The organism is Pectobacterium sp. CFBP8739 (genome assembly GCF_013449375.1).
GTDB lineage: Bacteria > Pseudomonadota > Gammaproteobacteria > Enterobacterales > Enterobacteriaceae > Pectobacterium.
The window spans coordinates 1-19,126 of record NZ_JACDRR010000013.1; the positions used below are offsets into that span (position 1 = coordinate 1).

General features: G+C 51.8%; 15 protein-coding genes. 10 read left to right on the forward strand and 5 right to left on the reverse strand.

Annotated elements, in window-relative coordinates; translation table 11 throughout:
* Positions 1–247 precede the first annotated feature (247 nt).
* The 9 genes from secE (at position 248) to shiA (ending at position 14,058) form a co-directional block, all read left to right on the forward strand.
* On the forward strand, positions 248–631 hold the full coding sequence (gene secE / locus H0247_RS12460) for a preprotein translocase subunit SecE (RefSeq protein WP_010285488.1): 384 nt from the start codon (positions 248–250) through the stop codon (positions 629–631).
* Position 632: 1 nt separating this feature from the next.
* Entirely contained in the window at positions 633–1,178 is a 546-nt protein-coding gene (nusG, locus tag H0247_RS12465; protein ID WP_005970339.1) for a transcription termination/antitermination protein NusG, read from the forward strand.
* A 162-nt stretch (positions 1,179–1,340) separates the two neighbouring features.
* Positions 1,341–1,769 carry a 50S ribosomal protein L11 gene (gene rplK, locus H0247_RS12470; RefSeq protein ID WP_012772932.1) on the forward strand — a complete coding sequence of 143 codons (429 nt, stop codon included), beginning with the start codon at positions 1,341–1,343 and terminating at the stop codon, positions 1,767–1,769.
* Between the two features lie 3 nt (positions 1,770–1,772).
* Positions 1,773–2,477, forward strand: coding sequence for a 50S ribosomal protein L1 (gene rplA / locus H0247_RS12475; protein WP_180742832.1), 705 nt, complete (start codon positions 1,773–1,775; stop codon positions 2,475–2,477).
* A 317-nt stretch (positions 2,478–2,794) separates the two neighbouring features.
* The gene (gene rplJ, locus H0247_RS12480; protein WP_005970333.1) at positions 2,795–3,292 is read left to right on the forward strand and encodes a 50S ribosomal protein L10; all 498 of its coding nucleotides are present in this window, start codon (positions 2,795–2,797) and stop codon (positions 3,290–3,292) included.
* Positions 3,293–3,358: 66 nt separating this feature from the next.
* A complete protein-coding gene (gene rplL, locus H0247_RS12485) occupies positions 3,359–3,724 on the forward strand; it encodes a 50S ribosomal protein L7/L12 (RefSeq protein ID WP_012772935.1) in 366 nt (121 codons plus the stop codon).
* 326 nt (positions 3,725–4,050) lie between these two features.
* On the forward strand, positions 4,051–8,079 hold the full coding sequence (rpoB, locus tag H0247_RS12490; RefSeq protein ID WP_180742833.1) for a DNA-directed RNA polymerase subunit beta: 4,029 nt from the start codon (positions 4,051–4,053) through the stop codon (positions 8,077–8,079).
* Between the two features lie 106 nt (positions 8,080–8,185).
* Positions 8,186–12,409, forward strand: a complete 4,224-nt coding sequence (rpoC, locus tag H0247_RS12495; RefSeq protein ID WP_180742834.1) for a DNA-directed RNA polymerase subunit beta' — start codon at positions 8,186–8,188, stop codon at positions 12,407–12,409.
* 251 nt (positions 12,410–12,660) lie between these two features.
* On the forward strand, positions 12,661–14,058 hold the full coding sequence (gene shiA / locus H0247_RS12500; RefSeq protein ID WP_219606740.1) for a shikimate transporter: 1,398 nt from the start codon (positions 12,661–12,663) through the stop codon (positions 14,056–14,058).
* Positions 14,059–14,153: 95 nt separating this feature from the next.
* Here the strand turns inward: shiA and H0247_RS12505 are convergent, their stop codons facing one another.
* Positions 14,154–14,345, reverse strand: coding sequence for a DUF1127 domain-containing protein (locus H0247_RS12505; RefSeq protein WP_095701244.1), 192 nt, complete (start codon positions 14,343–14,345; stop codon positions 14,154–14,156).
* Between the two features lie 173 nt (positions 14,346–14,518).
* Here H0247_RS12505 and H0247_RS12510 point away from each other — a divergent pair, with 173 nt between their 5' ends.
* Entirely contained in the window at positions 14,519–15,943 is a 1,425-nt protein-coding gene (locus H0247_RS12510; RefSeq protein ID WP_180742835.1) for a PLP-dependent aminotransferase family protein, read from the forward strand.
* Between the two features lie 286 nt (positions 15,944–16,229).
* Here the strand turns inward: H0247_RS12510 and thiH are convergent, their stop codons facing one another.
* From thiH to H0247_RS12530, 4 genes are read right to left on the reverse strand one after another with little or no spacing between them, the layout of a single operon-like run.
* Positions 16,230–17,351 carry a 2-iminoacetate synthase ThiH gene (gene thiH / locus H0247_RS12515; protein WP_180742836.1) on the reverse strand — a complete coding sequence of 374 codons (1,122 nt, stop codon included), beginning with the start codon at positions 17,349–17,351 and terminating at the stop codon, positions 16,230–16,232.
* Positions 17,348–18,148, reverse strand: a complete 801-nt coding sequence (locus tag H0247_RS12520; RefSeq protein ID WP_180742837.1) for a thiazole synthase — start codon at positions 18,146–18,148, stop codon at positions 17,348–17,350. Before H0247_RS12520 ends, thiH begins: the two co-directional genes overlap by 4 nt.
* Position 18,149: 1 nt before the next feature.
* Positions 18,150–18,350: a sulfur carrier protein ThiS gene (thiS, locus tag H0247_RS12525; RefSeq protein WP_180742838.1), complete on the reverse strand. Its 201-nt coding sequence runs from the start codon at positions 18,348–18,350 to the stop codon at positions 18,150–18,152.
* Positions 18,347–19,126 carry a HesA/MoeB/ThiF family protein gene (locus tag H0247_RS12530; RefSeq protein ID WP_180742839.1) on the reverse strand — a complete coding sequence of 260 codons (780 nt, stop codon included), beginning with the start codon at positions 19,124–19,126 and terminating at the stop codon, positions 18,347–18,349. Before H0247_RS12530 ends, thiS begins: the two co-directional genes overlap by 4 nt.

The following is a 19,126-nucleotide window of genomic DNA, read 5'->3' on the forward strand; positions in this document are numbered from 1 at the left end:
TATCGCTTAATCGCTGATAACGTTTGACGCGACACGCGATAAAAGGGCATCATTTGATGCCCTTTTTCTACGCTGTCATGGTAGAACCTATCTCATCAGCGATTATGGGATATAATCATTGGTGAGATAGGCTCTGTAGATACGGCGTAAACACCGAATTATTCGTTTTACAGAACATCTTTCGGTTTGGTTGCCCCGTAGTTACGGGGCAAAGTTATTTGTCTGAATCATTGTGACAGGTTGGTTTATGAGTGCGAATACCGAAGCTCAGGATAGTGGGCGTGGCCTGGAAGTGATTAAATGGTTGGTAGTAGGTGCCTTGCTGGTTGTTGCGATTGTTGGCAATTATTATTACCGTGAATTTAGTCTTCCTCTGCGTGCATTGGCCGTTGTTATCCTGATCGCCGCTGCCGGTGGTGTGGCACTGCTGACCACGAAAGGCAAAGCAACCGTAGCGTTTGCTCGCGAAGCGCGTACTGAAGTGCGCAAAGTAATTTGGCCGACTCGTCAGGAAACGTTACACACCACGTTAATCGTTGCCGCGGTGACTGCCGTGATGTCACTGATTTTGTGGGGACTGGATGGTATTCTGGTCCGTTTGGTATCGTTTATCACTGGCCTGAGGTTCTAAGATGTCTGAAGCTCCAAAAAAACGTTGGTACGTCGTTCAGGCGTTCTCTGGTTTTGAAGGTCGCGTAGCACAATCACTGCGTGAGCATATCAAACTCCATAATATGGAAGAACTGTTTGGCGAAGTCATGGTGCCTACTGAAGAGGTAGTCGAAATCCGTGGTGGCCAGCGTCGCAAGAGCGAGCGCAAGTTTTTCCCTGGTTATGTCTTGGTACAGATGGTGATGGAAGATGCCAGTTGGCATCTTGTACGCAGCGTACCTCGTGTTATGGGATTCATTGGCGGTACATCCGATCGTCCTGCGCCAATCAGTGACAAAGAAGTGGATGCGATTATGAATCGCCTCCAGCAGGTTGGTGACAAACCACGTCCGAAAACGCTGTTTGAACCGGGTGAAATGGTTCGTGTTAACGACGGTCCATTTGCTGACTTTAACGGTGTTGTCGAAGAAGTTGACTATGAGAAAAGCCGCCTGAAGGTGTCTGTCTCTATTTTTGGTCGTGCAACGCCGGTTGAGCTGGACTTTGCTCAGGTCGAAAAAGGCTGATTGTCCGACAAGAGTTGCTGGAAATAGCTACTTGCCTATGGCGCGAAATTAACCTATAATTTCGCGCCTTTTGTTTTTCAGAGGCCTTAACGGCGTCTGAAACGTAATACAAACCACGGGGAGCCTTTCACTAGGCGCTATTACCCAATTGAGGAAAGCTAAATGGCCAAGAAAGTACAAGCCTATGTCAAGCTGCAAGTTGCAGCTGGTATGGCTAACCCAAGCCCACCGGTAGGTCCGGCTCTGGGTCAGCAGGGTGTGAACATCATGGAGTTCTGTAAGGCGTTCAATGCTAAAACTGAAAGCGTTGAAAAAGGTCTACCGATCCCTGTTGTTATTACCGTTTATTCTGACCGTTCTTTCACCTTCGTTACCAAAACGCCTCCAGCAGCTGTTCTGCTGAAGAAAGCGGCTGGTATCAAGTCTGGTTCTGGTAAGCCGAACAAAGACAAAGTTGGTAAAGTAACGAGCGCTCAGGTTCGTGAAATCGCAGAAACTAAAGCTGCGGACATGACTGGTTCTGATGTAGACGCCATGGCGCGTTCTATCGCAGGTACCGCTCGTTCCATGGGCCTGGTAGTGGAGGATTAATAAATGGCTAAGCTGACCAAGCGCATGCGCGTGATCCGTGACAAAGTTGATGTAACTAAACAGTACGACATCAACGAAGCTGTTGCTCTGCTCAAAGAGCTGGCCACCGCTAAGTTCGTAGAAAGTGTTGACGTCGCTGTTAACCTCGGCATTGATGCACGTAAATCTGACCAAAACGTTCGCGGTGCAACCGTTCTGCCTCACGGCACCGGTCGTTCTGTTCGCGTAGCTGTCTTCACCCAAGGCGCAAACGCTGAAGCTGCTAAAGCTGCTGGCGCTGAATTCGTGGGCATGGAAGATCTGGCTGATCAGATCAAGAAAGGCGAAATGGGCTTTGACGTCGTTATTGCATCTCCAGATGCAATGCGTGTTGTTGGCCAGTTAGGCCAGGTTCTGGGTCCACGTGGCCTGATGCCAAACCCGAAAGTGGGTACTGTAACACCTAACGTTGCTGAAGCGGTTAACAATGCTAAAGCAGGCCAGGTTCGTTACCGTAACGACAAGAACGGTATCATCCATACCACTATCGGTAAGGTTGATTTCGACTCTAACAAATTGAAAGAAAACCTAGAAGCTTTGCTGGTTGCGCTGAAAAAAGCAAAACCATCTCAGGCGAAAGGCGTGTACATCAAGAAAGTTAGCCTGTCTACCACCATGGGCGCTGGCGTTGCCATCGACCAGAGCGGTCTGAACGCTGCTGCTAACTAATAGCTTTTGTTCCGCTTTACTCGGGTGTGAGATTTACCTATAATTTTACGCCCGTCGTTCCTCAAGTGGAATAACGCAAGAATTTTCGGTTGGAGCCTGGCCTATCCAGGCCTCCGTCCAAGACCGCAGGTGTTTCGAAAGAAACTTAATCCTTCCTGCGTAGACGGTGACAGAGCCTAAATAACGTTTTTCTTTTTTATAAAGAATAATTTTTTACTGGATTCTGCTCACCGTGTTTCAACGCTTATCTCTAATTTTGGCGATAAGTGAAGTGAGTTCCGGAGATTTTCTCCGGCTAAATCCAGGAGCAAAAGCTAATGGCATTAAATCTTCAAGACAAACAAGCGATTGTTGCTGAAGTCAGCGAAGTAGCCAAAGGTGCGCTGTCTGCGGTTGTTGCGGATTCCCGTGGCGTTACCGTTGATAAAATGACCGAACTGCGTAAAGCAGGTCGTGAAGCTGGCGTTTACATGCGTGTTGTTCGTAACACCTTGCTGCGCCGCGTCGTTGAAGGTACTCAATTTGAATGCCTGAAAGACACGTTTGTTGGTCCGACCCTGATTGCATATTCTCTGGAACATCCGGGCGCTGCTGCTCGTCTGTTCAAAGAGTTCGCGAAAGCGAATGCAAAATTTGAGGTCAAAGCTGCAGCCTTTGAAGGTGAGCTGATCCCGGCGGCTCAAATTGACCGTCTGGCAACGCTGCCGACTTACGAAGAAGCACTGGCACGTCTGATGTCGACCATGAAAGAAGCCGCTGCAGGCAAACTGGTCCGCACTCTGGCTGCTGTTCGCGATGCAAAAGAAGCTGCTTAATAGCGCTTTCTTTTCTAACGCACTTGCTAACGTATAAACTATTTCTGATTCTTAGGAACAATTGTTATGTCTATCACTAAAGATCAAATTCTGGAAGCAGTAGCAGCTATGTCTGTAATGGATGTTGTTGAGCTGGTTTCTGCTATGGAAGAAAAATTCGGTGTTTCTGCTGCTGCTGCTGTAGCTGTTGCTGCTGGCCCAGCTGAAGTTGCTGAAGAAAAAACTGAGTTCGACGTTGTGCTGAAAGGCATCGGCGCTAACAAAGTTGCTGTAATCAAAGCTGTTCGTGGCGCGACTGGTCTGGGCCTGAAAGAAGCCAAAGATCTGGTTGAATCTGCACCAGCAGTTCTGAAAGAAGGCGTGAGCAAAGATGACGCTGAAGCACTGAAAAAATCACTGGAAGAAGCTGGCGCAGAAGTTGAAGTTAAATAAGCCAACCTTTCAGGTTGCAGCCTAATTTACTAGGCTGATGGCTGGTGACTTTTTAGTCACCAGCCTTTTTGCGCTGTAGGGCATCAATGGGCTTTCGCACTGTTTAGCCATTGATTTCCCCAATATTTTTTTCTATTGACGACTTAATATACTGCTTTCCAGAACGGGTTCCCTGCCTGAGCAAAAGCAATGAAATGGTTTAAGAGTAATAGAAAGACGTATTACGGAAAGTTCCCCATTTTCCGACCAACATAAATAGTGTTGCATGAACTGTCCTTCTTAGGGCAGACAGAGTGGTTCGACTTGTCAGCTAGCTGAGGAACCCTATGGTTTACTCCTATACCGAGAAAAAACGCATTCGTAAGGATTTTGGTAAACGTCCGCAGGTTTTGGACGTACCTTATCTCCTTTCTATCCAACTTGACTCGTTCCAGAAGTTTATCGAGCAAGACCCGGAAGGTCAGTACGGTTTGGAAGCTGCATTCCGTTCTGTTTTCCCCATAAAAAGCTATAGCGGTAATTCAGAGCTGCAATACGTGAGCTATCGCTTGGGCGAGCCAGTATTTGACGTTAAAGAATGTCAGATTCGTGGTGTGACGTTCTCTGCGCCGCTGCGCGTGAAACTGCGCCTGGTGATCTACGAGCGCGAAGCGCCTGAAGGCACCGTTAAAGACATCAAAGAACAAGAAGTTTACATGGGCGAAATTCCGCTCATGACCGACAACGGTACCTTCGTGATCAACGGCACTGAGCGTGTAATCGTATCTCAGTTGCATCGTAGTCCAGGTGTGTTCTTCGATAGCGACAAAGGTAAAACCCACTCTTCAGGTAAGGTGCTGTATAACGCACGTATTATTCCTTACCGTGGTTCCTGGTTGGATTTCGAGTTTGATCCGAAGGATAACCTGTTTGTTCGTATCGACCGTCGCCGCAAATTGCCTGCGACCATTATCCTGCGCGCGCTGGGTTACTCCACCGAACAGATTCTCGATCTTTTCTTCGATAAAATTGTCTATGAAATCAATGGCAATAAGTTGCAGATGGATCTGGTTCCTGAGCGCCTGCGTGGTGAAACCGCATCGTTTGATATCGAAGCGAACGGTAAAGTTTATATCGAAAAAGGTCGCCGTATCACTGCGCGTCATATTCGTCAGTTAGAGAAAGACGGTGTTGAGCGCATTGAAGTGCCTGTTGAATATATCGCTGGCAAAGTGCTGTCCAAAGATTATATCGACGAGAGCACTGGTGAACTGATCGGCGCAGCCAACATGGAGCTGTCGCTGGATCTGCTGGCTAAACTGAGCCAGTCTGGCCACAAACGTATCGAGACTCTGTTCACCAACGATCTCGATCACGGCGCATACATGTCTGAAACCGTGCGTGTCGATCCGTCAAACGATCGTCTGAGCGCTCTGGTTGAAATCTATCGTATGATGCGTCCTGGTGAGCCGCCGACGCGTGAAGCAGCAGAAACGCTGTTCGAGAACCTGTTCTTCTCTGAAGACCGCTATGATTTGTCTGCGGTTGGTCGTATGAAGTTCAACCGTTCTCTGCTACGCGATGAGATCGAAGGTTCCGGTATCCTGAGCAAAGATGACATCATCGAAGTGATGAAGAAGCTCATCGATATCCGTAACGGTAAAGGCGAAGTGGACGATATCGACCACCTCGGCAACCGTCGTATCCGTTCCGTCGGCGAAATGGCAGAAAACCAATTCCGCGTTGGTTTGGTTCGTGTCGAACGTGCGGTAAAAGAGCGTCTGTCTCTGGGCGATCTCGATACGCTGATGCCACAGGACATGATCAACGCCAAGCCGATTTCGGCTGCCGTGAAAGAGTTCTTCGGTTCGAGCCAGTTGTCACAGTTTATGGACCAGAACAACCCGTTGTCCGAGATTACGCACAAACGTCGTATCTCAGCATTGGGCCCAGGCGGTCTGACGCGTGAACGCGCCGGCTTTGAAGTCCGTGACGTACACCCAACTCACTACGGCCGTGTTTGTCCTATCGAAACACCGGAAGGTCCGAACATCGGTCTGATCAACTCCTTGTCCGTTTATGCGCAAACGAACGAATACGGTTTCCTTGAAACCCCGTATCGTCGCGTGCGTGACAACGTGGTGACGGATGAGATCCATTACCTGTCTGCGATTGAAGAAGGTAACTTCGTTATCGCACAGGCGAACACCAATCTGGACGAAGAAGGCCGCTTCATCGACGAACTGGTTACCTGCCGTAACAAAGGTGAGTCCAGCTTGTTCAGCCGCGATCAGGTTGAATATATGGACGTTTCCACACAGCAGGTGGTTTCCGTCGGTGCATCCCTGATTCCGTTCCTGGAACACGATGACGCCAACCGTGCCCTGATGGGTGCGAACATGCAACGTCAGGCCGTTCCTACCCTGCGTGCTGATAAGCCGCTGGTTGGTACCGGTATGGAACGTGCTGTTGCGGTTGACTCCGGTGTAACTGCCGTAGCCAAGCGTGGTGGTACAGTACAGTACGTGGATGCATCCCGTATTGTAATCCGCGTTAATGACGATGAAATGTATCCGGGCGAAGCTGGGATCGACATCTATAACCTGACCAAATATACCCGTTCTAACCAGAACACCTGCATCAGCCAGATGCCGTGTGTGTCTTTGGGTGAGCCGGTAGAACGTGGCGACGTACTGGCAGATGGCCCGTCCACCGATCTGGGTGAACTGGCGCTGGGTCAGAACATGCGCGTGGCATTCATGCCATGGAATGGTTACAACTTCGAAGACTCCATCCTCGTTTCCGAGCGTGTGGTTCAGGAAGATCGCTTTACGACCATCCACATTCAGGAACTTGCCTGTGTGTCTCGTGACACCAAGTTAGGGCCTGAAGAAATTACTGCGGACATCCCGAACGTGGGTGAAGCAGCACTTTCCAAACTGGATGAGTCCGGCATCGTTTACATCGGTGCGGAAGTGACCGGTGGTGACATTCTGGTTGGTAAGGTTACGCCGAAAGGTGAAACTCAGCTGACGCCAGAAGAAAAACTGCTGCGTGCGATCTTCGGTGAGAAAGCGTCTGATGTTAAAGACTCTTCTCTGCGTGTACCAAACGGTGTTTCCGGTACGATTATCGACGTACAGGTCTTTACCCGCGATGGCGTGGAAAAAGACAAGCGTGCGCTGGAAATCGAAGAAATGCAGCTGAAGCAGGCGAAGAAAGACCTGACTGAAGAATTGCAGATTCTGGAAGCGGGCCTGTTTGCACGTATCCACGCTGTGCTGGTTTCCGGCGGCGTAGAAGCTGACAAACTGGACAAACTGCCGCGCGAGCGTTGGTTGGAACTGGGTCTGACTGATGAAGATAAACAGAATCAGTTGGAGCAGTTAGCAGAACAATATGATGAGCTGAAGCACGAGTTTGAGAAAAAACTCGAAGCTAAGCGCCGTAAAATCACTCAGGGCGATGATCTGGCACCGGGCGTGCTGAAAATCGTCAAGGTTTATCTGGCTGTTAAACGTCAGATTCAACCGGGTGACAAAATGGCAGGTCGTCACGGGAACAAAGGTGTTATCTCCAAGATCAACCCGATCGAAGATATGCCTTACGATGAGAACGGTACGCCGGTCGATATCGTACTGAACCCACTGGGCGTACCTTCACGTATGAACATTGGTCAGATTCTGGAAACCCACCTGGGTATGGCAGCGAAAGGTATCGGCGAGAAGATCAACGCCATGCTGAAGCAGCACGAAGAAGTGACTAAACTGCGTGAGTTCATCCAGAGAGCCTACGATCTGGGCGACGATGTGCGTCAGAAAGTCGACCTGAGCACTTTCTCAGACGAAGAAGTTATGCGTCTGGCTGAAAACCTGAAGAAAGGTATGCCAATTGCAACGCCAGTATTCGACGGTGCAAAAGAGAAAGAAATCAAGGAACTGTTGCAGATGGGCGGTATCCCTACCTCCGGTCAGATTACCCTGTACGATGGACGTACCGGTGAGAAATTTGAGCGTCAGGTTACAGTGGGCTACATGTACATGCTGAAACTGAACCACTTGGTTGACGATAAGATGCATGCTCGTTCCACCGGTTCTTATAGCCTGGTTACTCAGCAGCCGCTGGGTGGTAAGGCGCAGTTCGGTGGCCAACGCTTCGGTGAGATGGAAGTGTGGGCGTTGGAAGCTTATGGTGCAGCTTATACCCTGCAAGAAATGTTGACCGTGAAGTCTGATGACGTGAACGGCCGTACCAAGATGTATAAGAACATCGTGGATGGCAATCATCAGATGGAACCAGGCATGCCGGAATCCTTCAACGTATTGTTGAAAGAAATCCGCTCGCTGGGTATCAACATCGAGCTGGAAGAAGAGTAATCCCAGCTCGTTGTATTGCTGGCATTCGTCATAGGGACACCTGAATTGTGTTTGTAACGGCATGATTCAGGTGTCTATCAGGTCTAACTCCGACAGGAGCCAATCCGTGAAAGACTTATTAAAGTTTCTGAAAGCGCAAACTAAAACCGAAGAGTTTGATGCGATCAAAATTGCTCTGGCCTCGCCAGACATGATCCGTTCGTGGTCTTTTGGTGAAGTTAAAAAGCCAGAAACCATCAACTACCGTACGTTCAAACCTGAACGTGACGGCCTTTTCTGCGCCCGTATCTTTGGGCCGGTAAAAGATTATGAGTGCTTGTGCGGTAAGTATAAGCGCCTGAAACACCGCGGTGTGATTTGTGAGAAGTGCGGCGTTGAAGTGACCCAGACTAAAGTGCGCCGTGAGCGTATGGGTCACATCGAGCTGGCTTCTCCGACTGCGCACATCTGGTTCCTGAAGTCACTGCCTTCCCGTATCGGCTTGCTGCTGGATATGCCGCTGCGTGATATTGAGCGTGTGCTTTATTTCGAATCTTATGTCGTGGTTGAAGGTGGCATGACCAACCTTGAGCGCCGTCAGATCCTGACTGAAGAGCAGTATCTGGATGCGCTGGAAGAGTTTGGTGATGAATTCGACGCGAAAATGGGCGCCGAAGCGATCCAGGCTCTGCTGAAGAATATGGATCTGGAGCAGGAATGCGAGCAGCTGCGTGAAGAGCTGACCGAAACCAACTCTGAAACCAAACGTAAGAAGCTGACGAAGCGTATTAAGCTGCTGGAAGCGTTCGTACAGTCTGGTAACAAGCCAGAGTGGATGATTCTGACCGTTCTGCCGGTACTGCCGCCAGATCTGCGTCCGTTGGTTCCGTTGGATGGTGGTCGTTTCGCGACTTCCGACCTGAACGATCTGTATCGTCGCGTGATCAACCGTAACAACCGTCTGAAACGCCTGCTGGATCTGGCTGCGCCAGACATCATCGTACGTAACGAAAAACGTATGTTACAGGAAGCGGTTGATGCACTGTTGGATAACGGCCGTCGCGGTCGTGCGATTACCGGTTCTAACAAACGTCCTCTGAAATCTTTGGCCGATATGATCAAAGGTAAACAGGGTCGTTTCCGTCAGAACCTGCTCGGTAAGCGTGTTGACTACTCCGGTCGTTCTGTAATCACCGTTGGTCCATACCTGCGTCTGCATCAGTGTGGTCTGCCGAAGAAAATGGCACTGGAGCTGTTCAAACCGTTCATCTACGGCAAGCTGGAACTGCGTGGTCTTGCTACCACCATTAAAGCCGCCAAGAAAATGGTTGAGCGCGAAGAAGCTGTCGTATGGGATATCCTGGACGAAGTGATTCGCGAACACCCGGTCCTGCTGAACCGTGCACCAACACTGCACCGTTTGGGTATCCAGGCATTCGAACCGGTTCTGATCGAAGGTAAAGCGATCCAACTGCACCCGCTGGTTTGTGCGGCCTATAACGCCGACTTCGATGGTGACCAGATGGCTGTGCACGTACCGCTGACGCTGGAAGCCCAGTTGGAAGCGCGTGCGTTGATGATGTCGACCAACAACATCCTGTCTCCTGCGAATGGTGAGCCAATCATCGTTCCTTCTCAGGACGTGGTATTGGGTCTGTATTACATGACGCGTGACTGTGTTAACGCCAAAGGCGAAGGCATGGTTCTCACGGGTCCGAAAGAAGCTGAACGCGTTTATCGCGCCGGTCTGGCCTCTCTGCATGCGCGTGTGAAAGTGCGTATCACGGAAGAGATCAAGAGCATCGAAGGCGAAATCACGCATCAGACGACGCTGATTGATACGACTATCGGCCGTGCCATCCTATGGATGATCGTACCGAAAGGTCTGCCGTATTCGATCGTTAACCAGCCTCTGGGCAAGAAAGCGATCTCCAAAATGCTGAACACCTGTTACCGCATTTTGGGTCTGAAACCGACCGTTATCTTTGCTGACCAGATCATGTATACCGGTTTTGCTTACGCGGCGCGCTCTGGTGCTTCCGTAGGTATCGACGACATGGTTATCCCGGAGAAGAAAGCCGAGATTATCGAAGAAGCCGAAACCGAAGTTGCCGAGATTCAGGAGCAGTTCCAGTCTGGTCTTGTTACCGCGGGCGAACGCTATAACAAAGTGATCGATATCTGGGCGGCGGCGAACGAACGTGTTGCGAAAGCGATGATGGAAAACCTGTCTGTTGAGGATGTGGTTAACCGTGATGGCGTGGTGGAACAACAGGTTTCTTTCAACAGCATCTTTATGATGGCTGACTCCGGTGCGCGTGGTTCTGCGGCACAGATTCGTCAGCTGGCGGGGATGCGTGGTCTGATGGCGAAACCAGATGGTTCCATCATCGAGACGCCGATTACCGCAAACTTCCGTGAAGGTCTGAACGTACTCCAGTACTTCATCTCGACGCACGGTGCACGTAAAGGTCTGGCGGATACCGCACTGAAAACCGCAAACTCCGGTTACCTGACGCGTCGTCTGGTTGACGTTGCGCAGGATCTGGTTGTGACCGAAGATGATTGTGGTACCCACGAAGGTATCATGATGACGCCGGTTATCGAGGGTGGTGATGTTAAAGAACCACTGCGTGAACGCGTACTGGGTCGTGTAACGGCTGAAGACGTGATCAAACCGGGCACGGCGGATATTCTGGTTCCACGCAACACGCTGCTGAACGAGCAGTGGTGTGACATGTTGGAAGAGAACTCCGTTGACGCCGTTAAAGTACGTTCAGTCGTAAGCTGCGAAACTGACTTTGGCGTGTGCGCCAATTGCTACGGTCGCGATCTGGCTCGTGGTCATATCATCAACAAAGGTGAGGCTATCGGGGTTATCGCGGCACAGTCCATCGGTGAGCCTGGTACACAGTTAACCATGCGTACGTTCCACATCGGTGGTGCGGCATCACGTGCGGCAGCTGAGTCCAGCATTCAGGTGAAAAACAAAGGTAGCCTGAAACTGAGCAACGCGAAGTTCGTTGTGAACAGCAGCGGTAAATTGGTTATTACTTCACGTAATACCGAACTGAAGTTGATCGACGAATTCGGACGTACGAAAGAAAGCTATAAAGTGCCTTACGGTGCGGCGATGGCGAAAGGTGATGGCGCAGAAGTTAACGGTGGAGAAACCGTAGCGAACTGGGATCCGCATACCATGCCGGTTATCACCGAAGTGAGCGGTAACATTCGCTTCACCGACATGATCGACGGCCAGACGATTACTCGTCAGACCGACGAACTGACCGGTTTGTCCTCTATCGTGGTTCTGGACACTGCGGAACGTACTGGTAGCGGTAAAGACCTGCGTCCAGCACTGAAGATCGTTGATGACAAAGGCGAAGATGTTCTGATTCCAGGTACGGATATGCCTGCTCAGTATTTCCTGCCGGGTAAAGCGATCGTCCAGTTGGAAGATGGCGTGAAAATCAGCAGCGGTGATACCCTGGCGCGTATTCCTCAGGAATCCGGCGGTACCAAGGATATTACCGGTGGTCTGCCACGCGTAGCCGACCTGTTCGAAGCCCGTCGTCCGAAAGAGCCAGCTATTCTGGCAGAAATCAGCGGTATCATTTCCTTCGGTAAAGAAACCAAAGGTAAACGTCGTCTGGTGATTTCTCCGTTGGATGGCAGCGATGCTTACGAAGAGATGATTCCGAAATGGCGTCAGCTCAACGTGTTCGAAGGTGAAGTGGTGGAACGTGGTGACGTTGTTTCCGACGGCCCAGAATCTCCGCACGATATCCTGCGTCTGCGTGGTGTACATGCAGTAACGCGTTATATCACCAACGAAGTTCAGGAAGTTTACCGTCTGCAAGGCGTTAAGATTAACGATAAACACATTGAAGTTATCGTTCGTCAGATGTTGCGTAAAGGCACCATCGTTAACGCAGGTAGCACGGAGTTCCTGGAAGGCGAGCAGGCAGAAGTGTCTCGCATCAAGATTGCCAACCGTCAGTTGGAAGCGGATGGCAAGATCGCGGCAACGTTCAGCCGTGATCTGCTGGGTATCACCAAAGCATCTCTGGCGACCGAGTCCTTCATTTCTGCGGCATCGTTCCAGGAAACCACTCGCGTACTGACCGAAGCCGCTGTTGCGGGTAAACGTGATGAACTGCGTGGCCTGAAAGAGAACGTTATCGTGGGTCGTCTGATCCCAGCGGGTACGGGTTATGCGTACCATCAGGATCGTCTGCGCCGCCGTCATGCAGGTGAAACGCCAGTTGCGCCTCAGGTGAGTGCCGATGAAGCGTCTGCTAACCTGGCTGAACTGCTTAACGCAGGTTTTGGTAGCAGCGACGACGAGTAAGCCTCTTTGCGCTGCACGACCATGCGGTAAATAACAAAAACCTCGGCTATTATGGTCGGGGTTTTTTTATGGCAGGTTTCCTGTGCGCTACCTAAAGACCGTCGCAAGCGACGTTAAAAATTGATGGAAGGCGTCCTGCCTTCCACCCTGTGGGCCAACGCGATGCGTTGTTAAAAAACGCTCCCGACGTTTTATATCATCCTGAAATTTTTTGTTGTACAGTAGTGTAAAGTAAACAGAACGGAACCGAAATGGACACCTCAACTACGCCAACACTCTCACAGCCTGGCGGCTCAGTACCTCATCAGGATGATTCAATTTCATCTGGTAAAACCCTACAAATACAGTCAGAAAGCCATTCTCAGCATAAAGCGAAACGTGCAGCATGGGGCAGTTTTGTGGGAGCTGTTGTGGATTGGTATGATTTCTTGCTGTACGGAATTGTTGCCGCCCTTGTGTTTAATACCGAATTTTTCCCGCAGATCAGCCCGACTATGGGGACGCTGGCGGCATTTGGTACATTTGGCGTAGGTTTTCTGTTCCGCCCGCTCGGCGGTATGGTATTTGGGCACTTTGGCGATAAGCTGGGCCGTAAGCGGATGTTGATGATTACGGTCTGGATGATGGGGATTTCCACGGCGCTGATTGGGCTGTTGCCATCATTTGATTCCATCGGCTGGTGGGCGCCGGTATTGCTGGTTACGCTGCGGGCAATTCAGGGATTTGCCGTCGGTGGCGAATGGGGTGGTGCAGCGTTGTTGGCGGTAGAGAGTGCGCCGAAGAAGAAGAAAGCCTTTTACAGCAGCGGCGTACAGGTTGGTTTTGGCGTCGGGCTGTTACTGGCAACAGGGTCGGTATCGCTGGTTAGTCATTTGACGAGCAATGAAGAGTTTATCACCTGGGGCTGGCGTTTGCCGTTCTTGTTCAGCCTGATTCTGGTTGCGATTGCCTGGTGGGTGCGTAACGGGATGGATGAGTCTCAGGAGTTTGAGGCGAATAAGACGCTGGGGGAAAGAGCAAACAAACTCCGTTCGTTCCCTATTATGGAAGCACTGCGCCAGCATCCGAAGGCATTTCTGCTGATTATTGCGCTACGGCTTGGCGAACTGCTGACGATGTATATCGTCACCGCGTTTGCCCTCAATTATTCCACCACCCATCTTGGGCTATCGCGGGATATATTCCTGAATATCGGGCTGCTGGTGGGGGCGATCAGCTGCGTGTCTATTCCTTTCTTTGCCTATCTGGCGGACAGCTTTGGCCGCCGTCGGATCTACGTTACTGGTGCGCTGATGGGTGCCGCGAGTGCAGTTCCATTCTTCATGGCGCTGGAAAGCCATAACACACTGTTGATTCTGTTCTTTGCCATCATGCTGGCGAATATTGCCCACGATATGATTGTTAGCGTACAGCAGCCGATGTTTACCGAGCTATTTGGTACGGCATACCGCTACAGTGGGGCGGGGGTGGGTTATCAGGTTGCCAGCGTGGTCGGTGGCGGGTTTACGCCTTTTATCGCTGTGCTACTGGTACAGTTTATGGATGGGTCATGGCACGCGGTTGCGGCTTACCTTGCTATTGGTTGTTTGCTGTCAGCGATTGTCGGAATGCAGATGAAAGCAAAACCAGCGGACGTTTTACCTCACTAATATCGCCATCGCTCTAATCCAAATGCCGATACAGATGCAGTGTCTGTATCGGCACATTTCTGCTGTTTTTTTGTTTATTGTTCTCTGCGTCGCTGTTATCTAAACCGATCGAGATCGCTTCGCTTCAGTCCGATATCTTTAAGCCCGTCATCGCTCATATTTTTTAGTATCTTCAGCGTTTGTGCCCTTGCCCGCCAGGCTTTCCACAAGCGGTAAGGCAAAATCAGCATTAGCCAAAATGGTGACTCGCGGAACGGTTTTTGTGATCGATTCTCATGAAATTCCATATTTTCCCCCTCGCCAGTGAATGATCGCTATGATGAGGCGAAAGGTATTTTAAATACAGATGCAAAAAATCCATTTTTTTAGCATACAGATTGTGTGATATTGCATCTGAATGGTGATTTTTATTCGAATCTGTACTGGTTGTGGTTGGGTATCTTAATAGGGGACGATACTGATGACGCGTTATCAACACCTTGCTGGGCTGTTAGAACAGCGGATCGAACAAGGGTTGTACCAAAGTGGAGAGCGCCTGCCTTCTGTGCGGGCGCTGAGTACAGAGCATGGTGTCAGCATCAGTACCGTACAGCAGGCCTACCATCTGCTAGAAACCCGGCAATTGATTATGCCGCAGCCGCGTTCGGGATATTTCGTCACGCCGCGTAAGGCCACGCCGCCTGTACCCGCGCTAACGCGTCCTGCCCAACGTCCGGTCGAGATCACACAGTGGGAATCGGTACTGGAGCTGGTGAACGTACGTCTGGAAACGAACATACTGAAGTTTGGTAGCGGAATGCCGGATGTGAGCCAGCCGACCATCAAACCCCTGTGGAAAGAGATGGCCCGCCTCTGCCAATATCAGGATTCCCGTGTCTTACAATATGACAGTATTTATGGTATGCCAGAGCTGCTCGACCAGATTGCCCGCCTTACCGTCGACTGCGGCTGCCAGCTCACTCGAGATGATATTGTGGTCACGACCGGATGTCAGGAAGCCTTATTTGTTGCCGTCCGCGCCGTTTGTCAGCCTGGTGATATCGTAGCCGTTGAGTCACCGGCTTTTCCGGGCACGATGCAGATCCTCCGTGGACTTGATGTCAAAGCGATCGAGATCCCAACTGATTCAGTCACGGGGATCAGTCTCGAAGCATTGAGGCTGGCGTTGGATCAGTGGCCGATCAAAGCTGTGCTGCTGGTACCGAGCTGCAATAACCCGCTTGGTTTTATTATGCCTGATGCCCGTAAGAAAGCGTTGGTGACGCTGGCGCAGCATTTTGATATCGCGATTATTGAAGATGATGCCTATGGTGAGTTGGCCTATGAATATCCGCGTCCTCGCGCGATAAAGTCGTTTGATGAGGATGGGCGCGTGCTGCTGTGTAGCTCGTTTTCAAAGAACCTCGCGCCCGGTTTGCGCGTTGGCTGGATTGCCCCAGGGCGCTATCTGGAACGGGTCATCCATACAAAGTACATCAGTACAGGATCGACGGTGGTACAGCCGCAGCTAGCTGTGGCGGAGTTTATTCGCCAGGGACACTATCAGCCCCATCTGCGTCGTATGCGCGCCCAGTACAAAGCCAATCTGGATACGTTTACTTGCTGGGTGCGTGAGTATTTTCCGTCCAATATTTGTGTCAGTCGTCCGCAGGGAGGATTCCTGATGTGGATTGAATTACCTGAATATTTTGATTCGCTCAAGCTCACCCGTGAGGTCAGAAAATCAGGCATACAGATCGCCGCAGGGTCGCTCTTCTCTGCCTCAGGGAAATACCGCAATTGTATTCGACTCAACTATGCCAATCGTTTCACGGAAGAGATGAGAGAAGGGCTGCGTATCGTGGGCAGTGAAGTTGCGAAGATGATGCATACGCCTCCTGATTAGGGCGTCACTGAGGGTGTTAGGGAAGGGCCGATACGGGTAAGGATAAGCCCCGTATCGGCGGGTTGATGTGCAGAACCGATGAGTGGCAAACGGCTCCGGCCAGCAAGCTCCGTAATGCTCATGCCTGCCAACGACGCTACTGTATTCTTCGTCACAGACTGTGGCGATAGGCCGAATGTCATGCTGCGCGGCGCTATCCTAAGAATGTTGTCTTCCGTGTAATTCTCATTTTGGCTTGCGAGCCGCATCCCAAGTCCGGCGTATCGCTGTCTTATCTGCTGAGTGGCTATCTGCCTAAATAACTGTCCCAGTCTTTCCATACGGGCTGGAGGCCTGCACGCACGATGGCCTGTGCCACGTCTTCAGGACGCCGTGAATCATGAGGCGAAAACTGTTCCAGCTCAGGATGGTCATCGGCATAGCCACCCGGTTGGGTTTTGGAAAAGGCGCTGACGTTGTTAATCGCGATAGGGATGGCATGATCGCGAAAGAACGGTGATTCGCGCGTGGACAGCGACAGTTCAATATCCGGTGCCAGCAACCGGAATGCACAAATCACCTGCATGAGCTGGGCTTCATCCATTAACGAGGCGGGCTCAATGCCGCCCGCACAGGGGCGCAAGCGCGGGAAAGAGATAGAATATCGGCTTTGCCAATAATTCTGCTGCAAGTGCAACAGGTGTTCCGCCACCATATAGCAGTCGGTGCGCCAGCTAGTGGACAGGCCGATTAAGGCACCCAGCCCGATCTTGTCGATCCCGGCTCGGCCAAGCCGATCCGGTGTGGCGAGCCGCCAGTGGAAATCCTGTTTTTGTCCTCTTAGATGGTGCAACTGGTAGGTCGCCGGATGGTAGGTTTCCTGATAGACCATCACGCCATCCAGACCCAGTGCTTTTAATTCGGCATACTCGTCCTGCGACAAGGGCTGAACTTCAATCATCAGCGAACTGAAGAGCGGCCGGATCAGCGGAAAGACGCGACGAAAATAATCCATCCCCACTTTACGCTGATGTTCGCCCGTCACGAGCAACAGGTGTTCAAACCCCAGTTCCTTGATAGCGGCGCATTCACGCAGGATCTCTGCCTCATCCAGCGTTTTCCGCTTGATGTGGTTGCTCATCGAAAAACCGCAGTAGGTACACTCGTTAGCGCACAGGTTGGACAGGTACAGCGGGACATAGAAGCTTACCGTATTGCCGAAACGCTGTCGGGTAAGCTGTTGCGCCCGCTGAGCTAGCGGTTCCAGATAAGCGCTGGCGGCGGGTGAAATGAGCGCCATAAAATCGTCACGCGTCAGGTGTGGTGCAGCAAGCGCGCGCTCAACATCCAATGCGGTTTTACCGTTGATGCGCAGCGTCAGATCATCCCAGTCGAGCTGTTCCCAGACAGTTTGGAAATCGACGTTCATCTCGCTGCCCCTCCCGTTGGCTGATCTTCTGTTTGCCGATGAAGAAAACCGGTGAGGGGGCTGGTGGCGCTGGCGACAAACTGCTTACTTCCCAGCCCGGCCTGACAAGCAAGACCGCCGGCATCGACTGCCAGCCGGAATGCATGTGCCATCGCGACGGGATTGCGAGCAACAGCGATGGCCGTGTTGACCAGCACGGCATCGGCGCCCATTTCCAGTGCGTCAGCCGCATGACTAGGGGCACCAATGCCCGCATCGACAATCACCGGAACGCGCGCTTGTTCGATGATGATGCGGAGAAAATCACGCGTTTGTAACCCTTGATTGGAGCCAATGGGTGCGCCGAGAGGCATCACCGCCGCGCAGCCGACCTCTTCGAGCCGTTTGCACAGTACCGGGTCGGCTCCGCAGTAAGGTAGAACCGTGAATCCTTCTTTTACCAGTTGTTCGGCGGCCTTCAGAGTTTCGATGGGATCGGGCAGCAGATATTTCACATCGGGATGAATTTCCAGTTTCAGCCAGCGAGTGCCCAGTGCTTCTCGCGCCAGTCGGGCAGCAAAAATGGCTTCGTCTGCGGTCTTAGCGCCTGAGGTATTCGGCAACAGCTTAATACCGAGCTGACGTAACGGCGCGAGAATGGCATCGTTGCCGCCGCCCAGGTCAACGCGCTTCATCGCCATGGTCACGAGCTGCGAACCGGAGGCTTCAAGTGCCGCCAGCATCAGTTCTGGCGTGGCGAATTTTCCGGTGCCGGTCAGCAGCTGTGAAGTGAATGTGGTATCGGCAATGTGCAGCATGTCATCCTCCCGCGATTGCCTGAAAAAGCAAAATATCATCACCGTCTTGCACCTGATGCTGTGACCAGGTAGCGTGCGGGATAATGGTTTGATTGATGGCCAGCGCCGTGCCAGGCTGGAGCCGGTTTATCTGGCTCAGCAGCGCCTCAACCGTGATGGCCTCTGGGAATTCAAAGGACTCATCATTCAGTGTGATTCTCATGCTGCTCCCCCGCATACCGGGCAGTGGGGCGCGCGCGTGAGCTGAAGCGTGTTCCAGCTCTGCTGTTTGCCATTGAACATTCTCAGCTTGCCGTCCAGCGCGGACGGCATACCTGCCAGCAGTTTGATCGCTTCCAGCGCCTGAAGTGTACCAATCACGCCGACCACCGGACCCAGTACGCCAGCGGTACGGCAGTTACGCTGTGGTTCAGCCGTATCGGGATACAGGCAGGCGTAGCAGCCCGCGTGATAAGGCGGCGTGAAGACCGCGAGCTGGCCGCTGAAACCGACGGCGCTCCCGCTGATCAGCGGCTTCCCTGCGTTAAAGCAGGCGGCGTTAACCGCATGACGAGTGGTCATGTTATCGCTGCAATCCAGCACCAGATCGGCGCGGCTGACGGCATTATCTAATGTCTCACCACTAAGCCTTTCGGTGAGGGCAATGGCTTCCGAGTACGGGTTTAACGCCTGTAGCTGACGTTGTGCTAACACGGCTTTGGGCTTGTCGGTATCGCTGGTGCGATACAGAATCTGGCGTTGCAGGTTGCTGATGTGCAGCGCGTCATCGTCGGCAAGCAGTAGCGTGCCAATTCCTGCGGCAGCCAGATAGAGCGAAGCGGGCGCGCCCAGTCCGCCCAGGCCAACCAGCAGAACGCAGGCAGCTTTGAGCTTCTCCTGACCTTCCGGGGCAATGTCTTCCAGCATCAGTTGGCGGCTGTAGCGCATAAATTCGCTATCGCTCAGTCCGGCAGGTGTTGGATGAGAAGGCGTTACCAT

Excerpts from the sequence above, each read along its gene's own strand:
- secE (WP_010285488.1), top strand. The coding sequence starts at position 248 with ATGAGTGCGAATACCGAAGCTCAGGATAGTGGGCGTGGCCTGGAAGTG.
- nusG (WP_005970339.1), top strand. The coding sequence starts at position 633 with ATGTCTGAAGCTCCAAAAAAACGTTGGTACGTCGTTCAGGCGTTCTCT.
- rplK (WP_012772932.1), top strand. The coding sequence starts at position 1,341 with ATGGCCAAGAAAGTACAAGCCTATGTCAAGCTGCAAGTTGCAGCTGGT.
- rplA (WP_180742832.1), top strand. The coding sequence starts at position 1,773 with ATGGCTAAGCTGACCAAGCGCATGCGCGTGATCCGTGACAAAGTTGAT.
- rplJ (WP_005970333.1), top strand. The coding sequence starts at position 2,795 with ATGGCATTAAATCTTCAAGACAAACAAGCGATTGTTGCTGAAGTCAGC.
- rplL (WP_012772935.1), top strand. The coding sequence starts at position 3,359 with ATGTCTATCACTAAAGATCAAATTCTGGAAGCAGTAGCAGCTATGTCT.
- rpoB (WP_180742833.1), top strand. The coding sequence starts at position 4,051 with ATGGTTTACTCCTATACCGAGAAAAAACGCATTCGTAAGGATTTTGGT.
- shiA (WP_219606740.1), top strand. The coding sequence starts at position 12,661 with ATGGACACCTCAACTACGCCAACACTCTCACAGCCTGGCGGCTCAGTA.
- H0247_RS12505 (WP_095701244.1), bottom strand. The coding sequence starts at position 14,345 with ATGGAATTTCATGAGAATCGATCACAAAAACCGTTCCGCGAGTCACCA.
- H0247_RS12510 (WP_180742835.1), top strand. The coding sequence starts at position 14,519 with ATGACGCGTTATCAACACCTTGCTGGGCTGTTAGAACAGCGGATCGAA.
- thiH (WP_180742836.1), bottom strand. The coding sequence starts at position 17,351 with ATGAACGTCGATTTCCAAACTGTCTGGGAACAGCTCGACTGGGATGAT.
- H0247_RS12520 (WP_180742837.1), bottom strand. The coding sequence starts at position 18,148 with ATGCTGCACATTGCCGATACCACATTCACTTCACAGCTGCTGACCGGC.
- thiS (WP_180742838.1), bottom strand. The coding sequence starts at position 18,350 with ATGAGAATCACACTGAATGATGAGTCCTTTGAATTCCCAGAGGCCATC.
- H0247_RS12530 (WP_180742839.1), bottom strand. The coding sequence starts at position 19,126 with ATGGTAACGCCTTCTCATCCAACACCTGCCGGACTGAGCGATAGCGAA.